We start from the raw sequence: 8,106 nt of genomic DNA, 5'->3' as shown, positions 1-8,106 counted from the left end.
CGGACCGCACAGCAGCACCTCGGCCTCGGCCCCGGCGCCGATGGCGTTCATCGTCAACACCATCGCCATCAGCTGGGGCTGGGGTTCGGGCGCGGTCAGGATCGTCAAGAGCTTGTTCGGCCCTTCGGCCTGGGCGGCACCGGCAAGGCCCAAGCCCGCGATCAGTGTGGCAGCGGCAAGTTTACGCATGGAAATCTCCTGTCTTGCGTTTTGGGAAACCAGACGAAAGGCGGATCGCACCTGCCTTTCGCAATCATAAATGCGTGGCGACAACGGGACGCTGTCGCCGCCACGCGGGGCCTGCGGGGGATTTACCGCAGGGTTCGGCGGCTGTCGGGATCTGACCCGCCAAGCATCTTTTCGTCTTCCTTCAGCTCAAGCCACATCGCGTTCATCACGGCGAAGATGGCGGCCAGCGGCAGGCCGAGGATCCAGGCAAAATACCACATGGGCGGTTCCTTCCTCAGTAGACAGAATGGGAGTTTTCCGAGACATCGGCCTCGGTCACCTTGCCCCACAGGACTTTGTAGACCCAAGCGGTGTAGGCCAGGATCATCGGCATGAAGATCACCGCGCAGACCAGCATGATGAACAGCGTCAGATGCGAGGACGAGCTGTTCCAGACCGTCAGCGACGACCGCGGGTCCAGCGACGAGGGCATGATGAAGGGAAACATCGTCAGCCCGACCGAGGAAATCACCCCCAGGATCGCCATCTTGGAAAACAGCAGCGTCGAAACCTCGCGCCCTGCGCGCAGGCCGGCGAAGGTCAAAAGCCCCCCGGCAATCCCCATGACCGGCGCGATCGCGATCCAGGGGCGGTCGGCATAGGCCGTCAGCCAGCTGGCCGTGCGCTCGACCTCAAAATGCAGCGGGTTCGACGGGCCGCCGGTGGCATAATCGCCCACGATGCGGAACCCCTCGACGCCCAGCGCCATCCAGACCCCGGCCAGCGCGTAGAACGCCACCGCCAGCAGCGCCGCAACCGAACCGATGGCGCGCGCGCGGGCCTGCACCACGCCCTCGGTCTTGACCGTCAGCCAGGCTGCGCCATGCATCACCAGCATCGCCAGCGACACCAGCCCCGCCACGATCGAGAACGGGTCCAGCAGGCCGATGAACTTGGCATACCAGGCGCCCTCATAGATCGTGTGCAGATCGTCGGTGAAATAGAACGGCACGCCCTGGATCACATTGCCGACCGCCACCCCGAACAGCAGCGCCGGAACCGCGCCCGAGGTGAAAAGCGCCCAATCCCAGGCATTGCGCCAGCGCGGATCATCGCGCTTGGAGCGGTATTTGAACGCGACGGGGCGCACGATGAAGGCCGCCAGCACCACGAACATCGCCAGATAGAAGCCCGAGAAGGACACCGCATAAAGCGGCGGCCAGGCGGCAAAGATCGCGCCACCGCCCAGGATGAACCAGACTTGGTTGCCTTCCCACACGGGGCCGACGGTGTTGATCGCGACGCGCCGTTCCACATCGGTCCGGCCCACGAAGGGGATCAGCGCGCCCACCCCCATGTCAAAGCCGTCGGTCAGTGCAAAGCCGATCAGCAACACCCCCAGCAGCAGCCACCAGATGACGCGAAGCAGCTCATAGCTCATGAATTCATGCAAGATCATGTCGGTCACTCCGCAGGTTGGGCGATGGCATCGGCATTGCGCCGCCCCGAGAGCCGCGCCTGATGACGCGCCACCCAGGCTTCGGTTTCCTCTACATCCTGATAGGGACCCTTGCGGATGAATTTCAGCATCAGCCCCATCTCGATGATGAAGAGCACGGTGTAGAACAGGATGAAGCCCGCCAGCGTCAGCGCCACCTCGGTCACCGACAAAGCCGAGACCGACAGCGCAGTGGGCAGGATGCCGTCCACCGTCCAGGGCTGGCGGCCGAATTCGGCCACGAACCACCCCATCTCGGCCGCGATCCAGGGCGCGGGGATCATGATCACCGCCAGGCGCAGCGCCCAGCGCGGATAGCGCATCTGCCGGAACGAGGCGCGCCAGAAGAAATAGCCCATCGTCGCGATGAACCCAAAGCCCAGCGCCACCATGATGCGGAACGCCCAGAACAGCGGCCAGACCGTCGGCACCGTATCATCGGCGGCCATCTTGATCTGGTCTTCCGTCGCGGTGCGCGGATCATCGACATATTTGCGCAGCAGGAAGGCAAAGCCCAGATCGGCGGAATGTTCCTCGAACCGGGCAAGTTCGACCGGGTCGGACTGGTCGCGCGCCTCACGGATATGCATCAGGGCGTCATAGGCGATCATGCCGGACCGGATGCGGTCCTCGGCGGTGGCCACCAATTCGCTGATCCCGGGAATTTCGGTGGTCAGCGACCGGGTGCCGATCAGGCCCATGACATAGGGCACATGCAGCGCGTAATGGGTTTCGCGCGCCTCTTGATCGGGGAAGCCGAAGGCGGTGAAGCTGGCCGGCGCGGGTTCGGTGTGCCACATGCCCTCAATCGCGGCCAGTTTCATCTTCTGGCTGTGGGTCGCCGAATAACCCGATTCATCGCCCAGCAGCACGACCGAAAAGGCCGAGGCCAGGCCAAAGGCCGCCGCCACCGTGATCGACCGGCGCGCCAGTTCGCTGTGACGGCCCTTCAACAGATACCAGGCCGACACCCCGATCACAAAGACCGACGCGGTCACATAACCCGCCGAGACGGTGTGCACGAATTTCGCCTGCGCCACCTCGTTGAAGACGACGGCGAAGAAATCGGTCATCTCCATGCGCATGGTCATGGGGTTGAATTCGGCGCCCACCGGGTTTTGCATCCAGCCATTGGCGATCAGGATCCACAGCGCCGAAAAGTTCGACCCGATCGCCACCAGCCAGGCGACCACCAGGTGCTGCACCTTGGTCAGCTTGTCCCAGCCAAAGAAGAACAGGCCCACGAAGGTGGCTTCCAGGAAGAAGGCCATCAGCCCTTCAATCGCCAGCGGCGCGCCGAAGATGTCGCCGACATAATGGCTGTAATAGCTCCAGTTCATGCCGAACTGGAATTCCATGGTGATACCGGTGGCCACGCCCAGGACAAAGTTGATCCCGAACAAAGTGCCCCAGAACTTGGTCATCTGTCGCCAGATGGGCCGGTTGGTCATGACATAGACCGTCTCCATGATCGCCACGAGGATCGACAGACCCAGGGTCAGCGGCACGAAGAGGAAGTGGTACATCGCTGTCATCGCGAATTGCAGGCGCGACAGCTCGACGATGCCGAAATCCATATCTTGCGCTCCAGAATACACGGGCCGGGCCCGCGTCGTGAACAGATTACGATTTCGGAATGTAAGCCCGCCGCCGGGGGCGGGCTTTGATCTGTGTCAACAAACCTGCATTTACGCCACAAGTTTAAAGTGCAAGGCACCGGTCCGCGAAATCCACTTCGGCCCGGCGGTGCGAGGCCAGGACCAGCGCGGCATCGGGCAGGGTCCGCCGCACACCGGCCAGAACCGCCCGCGCGGTCGCATCATCCAGCCCCTCGGTCGGCTCATCCAGCAGCAGGACGGCCGGGCGGCGCACCAGCACCCGCGCCAGCGCCAGGCGCCGCCGTTCCCCGCCCGAAAGCCCCTGCCCCCGCGGCCCGATGCGCAGGTCCAGCCCACCGCGCGGGCGCAGCAGGGGGGCCAGCTGCACCGCCTCCAACACGGCCCACAGGTCGTCATCGCGCACCTCGGGGCGCGCAAGGCGCAGGTTTTCGGCCACCGATCCGGTCAGCAGTTCGGATCGTTGCGGCAACAGCGCGAGCCTGCCGCGCAACACCCCCTCGGACCATTCGGGCAAGGGGCGATCGCCCAGGGTGATCGTGCCGCCGGCCAGCGGGTGTAGCCCGGCCAGCGCCAGAAGCAGCGTCGATTTCCCCGCCCCGCTTGGCCCGGTCAACGCCAGGGTTTCGCCGGGGCCCACGGCCAGGTTCAGCCCCGAAAGGATCGGCGCCGTGCCGCCCGGGCGCGCCACGGCGCAATCGGTGCAAATCAGCCGCGCCGGGGCGCGTTCGGGCGACGGGGGCGGCGGCACCGGATCGGCCAGCGCCGGGGCGATGCGCCGCGCCGCATCGGTCATGCGCCCCAGATCCGACAGCGCCCGGCGCAGCGGGGCGGCGGCCTCAAACAACGCCAGTGCCGCGAAAAAGCCGATTGCGGCGGCGGCGGGCGTGATCCGTCCCGCCTCGGCCAGCCGCAGCCCGATCCACAGCGCGCCGCCCGACACAAGCGCCGACACCGCCATCAGCGCCGCCCCCGCGCGCCGGTCGGCCCGGTCCAGCACCCGGCGCAGCTGCAGCCGGCGGGTTTCAGCCGCCAGCGTCTGGGCCTGCTGGCGCGGCAACAGGCCATAGATCGCCAGATCGTCGCGCGCCTGCACAAGGTCGATCAGCCGGCTGCGGAAGGCCTGGGTGGCGGCCTCGATCCGGCGTGACGGGGCCGGGGCTTGCCGCCCCATATGCCACAGAACCGCCCCCGCCCCGACCAGCCAGCCCAGCAGCACCCAGGCCGCCACCGCCAGATCGACCAGCCACCACAGCACCGCACAGCTGATCAGCAGCACCAGCGCCCCCGCCGCCACCGGCAGCACCAGCCGCAACACCAGACCGTCCAGCGCATCGACATCCGCCGTCAGCCGGTTCAGCGCCTGCGCCCCGCGCAGCCGGATCATCCGGTCCGGCGGCACACGCAGAACCCCGCGCAACAGCCCCAACCGCAGGCTTTCCAGCCCGCGCAAAACCGCATCATGGGTCAGCAGCCGTTCGCCATAGCGCGCGGCCGTCCGCCCCAGTGCCAGAAAGCGCACCATGGCCGAGGGACGGAAGACATCAAAGACCGCCCCCGCCCCGGCCAACCCAGCCGCCGCCGCCGCGGTGATGAACCATCCCGACAGGCCCAGCAGCGCCACCCCCAGCAGCAGCACCACCAGCGACAGCGCCGCCCCGCGCGCCAACGCCGGGCGCTGTTCGCGCGCGATCAGGCGCAGGATTCGGACCAGATGTTTCATGCCCCACCCCCGATCCGGATAATCCGGTCCATCCGCTGCGCCAGGTCCATATCGTGGGTTGCGATCACCAGCGTGACGCCCCGCGCCCGCGCCGCCAGCAGCCCCTCGGCAACCGCCGCCGCGGTCTGGGCATCCAGATCTGCCGTCGGCTCATCAGCCAGGATCACGTCGGGCGCACCGAACAGCGCGCGCGCCAGCGTCATGCGGCGCGCCTCGCCCCCCGACAGACCGCCCCCCGTTTCGCCCAGGATCGTGCCCAGCCCGCGCGGCAGCCGGTCCACCACCGCCTGCGCCGCCGCAGCCCTTAGCGCCGCCCCGATATCACCCGCGCGACCCAGCGTGACATTGCCCCGCAGCGAGGTGTTCAGAAACTGCGCCCGCTGCGGCATCCAGCCGATCCGCGCGCGCCAGGCATCGGCGAGATCAGGGGTCAGATCCTGCCCCCCGACGCGCACCCGGCCCTTCGCGGGCAGATCCAGCGCCGCCATCAGCCGCAGCGCCGAGGTCTTGCCCGCCCCCGAAGGCCCGACCAGCGCCACCGCCTCGCCTGCGCCGATGGCCATGTCGGGCAGCCGCAGGCCGTGGCCCGTCACGCAGCCCGTCAGCGCGATGGTCGCAGGCCCGCCCAGCGGCGAAACGCGCGCGCCCTGCCCCGGCAATGCCGCCCCGTCCAGATCGCGCCAATCGGCCAGCTCATCCGCCACCGCCTCGGCCGCGGCCTTGTCATGCCAGGCGGCGGCCAGATCGCGCAGCGGCTGATAGAAGTCCGGCGCCAGCAGCAGCAGAAAGATGCCTGCCGCCGGCGACAGCGGCACGCCCCAAGTGCCAAAGGACAGCTCGCCCAGCAGCGAAAAGCCGACGAACACCGCCATCATCGCCACACCGATCGCGGCAAACAGTTCCAGCACGGTTGACGACAGAAAGGCCAGCCGCAGCACCGCCATCGTGCGCGTCCGCAGATCGCCCGCCTGCGCGGCAAAGCCCGCCTCGACCGCATGCGACGCCCCCAGCAGACGGATATCCAGCAGCGCTCCCAGCCGGTCAACCAGCAGATCGTTCAGGCTGCCGATCTCGGCCATCTGGCGGGCGCTGGCCTCTTTCGCGGCAAGGCCCACCAGCGCCGTGAACACCGGGATCAGCGGCCCCGAAATCAGCAGGATCAGCCCCGCCGCCCAGGAAAACCAGAAGGCCAGCACCAGGATGACCAGCGGCACCACCATGACCCGCGCCCGCGCGGGGGCATAGCGGACAAGCCAGGGGGTCAGCGCCTCCAGCTTTTCCGCCGCAAGCGCGGCCACGGCCCCCGCGCCCGTCCCGTGTTGTCTGCGGCGCGCCTCTTGATCCACAATCCCCGCGCGCAGGTCCGCGATCACGGTTTCCGCCAGCCCCTGCGCCTGGCGGTCCGCCCGCAGGCCGATCCAGGCGCGCACAAGGCCCAGCACCACATAGCCCGCAACCATCGCCGCCGGATCGGCCAGCGTGCTGCCGACCGCCCCGCTGACCGCCGCGCCAATCGCCCCGGCCACCAGCGCCGCCTGCACCGGCCAGATCAGATTGCCCACCACCGACAGCGCCGCCAGCCGGCGCATCGGGGCACGGACAGGCGCGATCAGCCGGTCAAGGTTCTGTGTCCTGGCCATTGTTTCTGGCGCCCCCTGGAAATAAACCCGTCTTTCGTATGTGACTTATACCCCCAAAGGGCCGCCGCGATCTGATCCAGATCAGTTACCCCCGGCGCGAACTGTGACAACATCATAGAAATCGACACCAAGATAAGACTTTTGCCATGCGCCTGACCACCCGCACCAACCTGGCCACCCGCGTTCTGATGTTCTGCGCGGTCAATGACGGGCAGATCGTGCGCACCGCCGAAATCGCGCAACGCTGCAACGCCTCGGCCAACCATCTGTTGCAGGTGGTGCATCTGCTGCAGGAAAATGGCTTCGTCGAAACTCTGCGTGGCCGGACGGGCGGGTTGCGGCTGGCCCAACCGATGGAGCGGATTTCCATCGGCCGGGTGTTCCGCATCTTTGAAAGCGGCGTGCCCTTTGCCGAATGTTTCGACCCGCAGTCCAACACCTGCCCGCTGTCCAAAACCTGCCGCCTGCGCGGGTTCATCGCCCGCGCGGTCGAGGCGTTCTATCACGAACTGGACATGGTGACGCTGAAGGATCTGGTGAAGGGCAATTGCGGGCTGGAAGAATTGCTCGACCTACGGTCCTCGCTCCAGACGCGCTGCAAGACGCGCGATGGCGGCGCGCCCACCGCGCTGGCGCATTGCTAACCGCGGCGGCCGGGATGGTCGGGCCGCAGGCCATGCGATCTTTGCTGCCGTCCCTCATGATCGGAATGCGCTGGCTCAGCGCCTGCGCGATGCCCGGTTCTGGTGCCGGCGCGCCCTGCCCGCCCATTGTCGACTGATCCTGCCCGGAACGACGATCGACCTTGGCGGCGCCATTCCCGGCCAGCTGGCCGAGGTCGCGGTGGATCTCGGGGAGCAGGTCAGCAAGGGCCAGATGGTGGCCTCGCTCAACACCTCGGTGCAACAGGCAGTCCTGGACCTTGCAGCGCTGCGCGCCACCGCCTACGAGGTGCGCAAGCGTGAGCTGGAAGCCGCCGAGATGAGAATTCGAGCTGGCACAGCTGGACCTTGCCCGCGCCGAGGCCGAATTCGAGGTGCGCCGCATCCCCTCTCCCATCGACGGGATCATCGCCGAACGGCATCTGGATCCCGGCGAATACCTGCGCGACGACGGCAAGATCGTCACCATCGTCTCGCTTGACCCGCCGCGGGTCGATGTGTTCCTGCCGCAGGCCGCCTATCCCGAAATCCACCTTGGTCAATTGGCCGAGATCACGCCCGAGGGCCCGGGCGGCGCCCCCGCGAGCGCCCTTGTCACCGCCTTCGACCAAACCATCGACGCGGCCAGCGCGACCTTCCGCGTGCGCCTGGAACTGCCCAACCCGGACCGCCGGATCATCGCCGGAACCCGCTGCAACGCCCGGTTTCAGTGACGCGCCTTGGCCCCGCTTGCATCTGGCGGCGCAAGGTTGCAGTATCCGGCCATTCCCCGTTCGCCTTTCCAGACCGCATTTCTTTG

7 protein-coding genes and 1 pseudogene are annotated in these 8,106 nt (G+C 67.4%); 2 read left to right on the top strand and 6 right to left on the bottom strand.

Annotated features, from left to right (window positions below):
• The 6 genes and pseudogenes from MXB90_RS17415 to MXB90_RS17390 all read right to left on the bottom strand — a co-directional run.
• Positions 1-189, bottom strand: a pseudogene (locus MXB90_RS17415) (hypothetical protein); the annotation flags it as partial.
• Between the two features lie 122 nt (positions 190-311).
• Entirely contained in the window at positions 312-449 is a 138-nt protein-coding gene (cydX, locus tag MXB90_RS17410) for a cytochrome bd-I oxidase subunit CydX (RefSeq protein ID WP_074991410.1), read from the bottom strand.
• A 14-nt stretch (positions 450-463) separates the two neighbouring features.
• Positions 464-1,627 (bottom strand): cytochrome d ubiquinol oxidase subunit II, encoded by a 1,164-nt coding sequence (cydB, locus tag MXB90_RS17405; RefSeq protein ID WP_250046682.1) that lies wholly within the window; start codon positions 1,625-1,627, stop codon positions 464-466.
• A 5-nt stretch (positions 1,628-1,632) separates the two neighbouring features.
• A complete protein-coding gene (locus tag MXB90_RS17400) occupies positions 1,633-3,243 on the bottom strand; it encodes a cytochrome ubiquinol oxidase subunit I (RefSeq protein ID WP_250046681.1) in 1,611 nt (536 codons plus the stop codon).
• 124 nt (positions 3,244-3,367) lie between these two features.
• Positions 3,368-5,005: a thiol reductant ABC exporter subunit CydC gene (gene cydC / locus MXB90_RS17395; protein ID WP_250046680.1), complete on the bottom strand. Its 1,638-nt coding sequence runs from the start codon at positions 5,003-5,005 to the stop codon at positions 3,368-3,370.
• A complete protein-coding gene (locus MXB90_RS17390; protein ID WP_250046679.1) occupies positions 5,002-6,645 on the bottom strand; it encodes an ABC transporter ATP-binding protein/permease in 1,644 nt (547 codons plus the stop codon). The genes cydC and MXB90_RS17390 overlap by 4 nt, the downstream gene beginning before the upstream one ends.
• A gap of 146 nt (positions 6,646-6,791) precedes the next feature.
• On the opposite strand from MXB90_RS17390, the gene MXB90_RS17385 reads away from it, so the two are divergent.
• Positions 6,792-7,289, top strand: a complete 498-nt coding sequence (locus tag MXB90_RS17385; protein WP_250046678.1) for an RrF2 family transcriptional regulator — start codon at positions 6,792-6,794, stop codon at positions 7,287-7,289.
• Positions 7,290-7,681: 392 nt separating this feature from the next.
• Complete coding sequence (locus tag MXB90_RS17380; RefSeq protein ID WP_250046677.1) at positions 7,682-8,020, top strand: efflux RND transporter periplasmic adaptor subunit; 339 nt, start codon at positions 7,682-7,684, stop codon at positions 8,018-8,020.
• Positions 8,021-8,106 lie beyond the last annotated feature (86 nt).

The organism is Phaeovulum molybdatiresistens (genome assembly GCF_023544865.1).
In the GTDB taxonomy this organism is placed as follows: domain Bacteria; phylum Pseudomonadota; class Alphaproteobacteria; order Rhodobacterales; family Rhodobacteraceae; genus Pontitalea.
The sequence above is the reverse complement of the archived record's forward strand: the minus strand, read 5'-3'. Positions and strand labels throughout refer to the sequence as shown.

Bases quoted from the DNA above. Each gene is read 5' to 3' on its own strand.
- cydX (WP_074991410.1), bottom strand. From the start codon at position 449: ATGTGGTATTTTGCCTGGATCCTCGGCCTGCCGCTGGCCGCCATCTTC.
- cydB (WP_250046682.1), bottom strand. From the start codon at position 1,627: ATGATCTTGCATGAATTCATGAGCTATGAGCTGCTTCGCGTCATCTGG.
- MXB90_RS17400 (WP_250046681.1), bottom strand. From the start codon at position 3,243: ATGGATTTCGGCATCGTCGAGCTGTCGCGCCTGCAATTCGCGATGACA.
- cydC (WP_250046680.1), bottom strand. From the start codon at position 5,005: ATGAAACATCTGGTCCGAATCCTGCGCCTGATCGCGCGCGAACAGCGC.
- MXB90_RS17390 (WP_250046679.1), bottom strand. From the start codon at position 6,645: ATGGCCAGGACACAGAACCTTGACCGGCTGATCGCGCCTGTCCGTGCC.
- MXB90_RS17385 (WP_250046678.1), top strand. From the start codon at position 6,792: ATGCGCCTGACCACCCGCACCAACCTGGCCACCCGCGTTCTGATGTTC.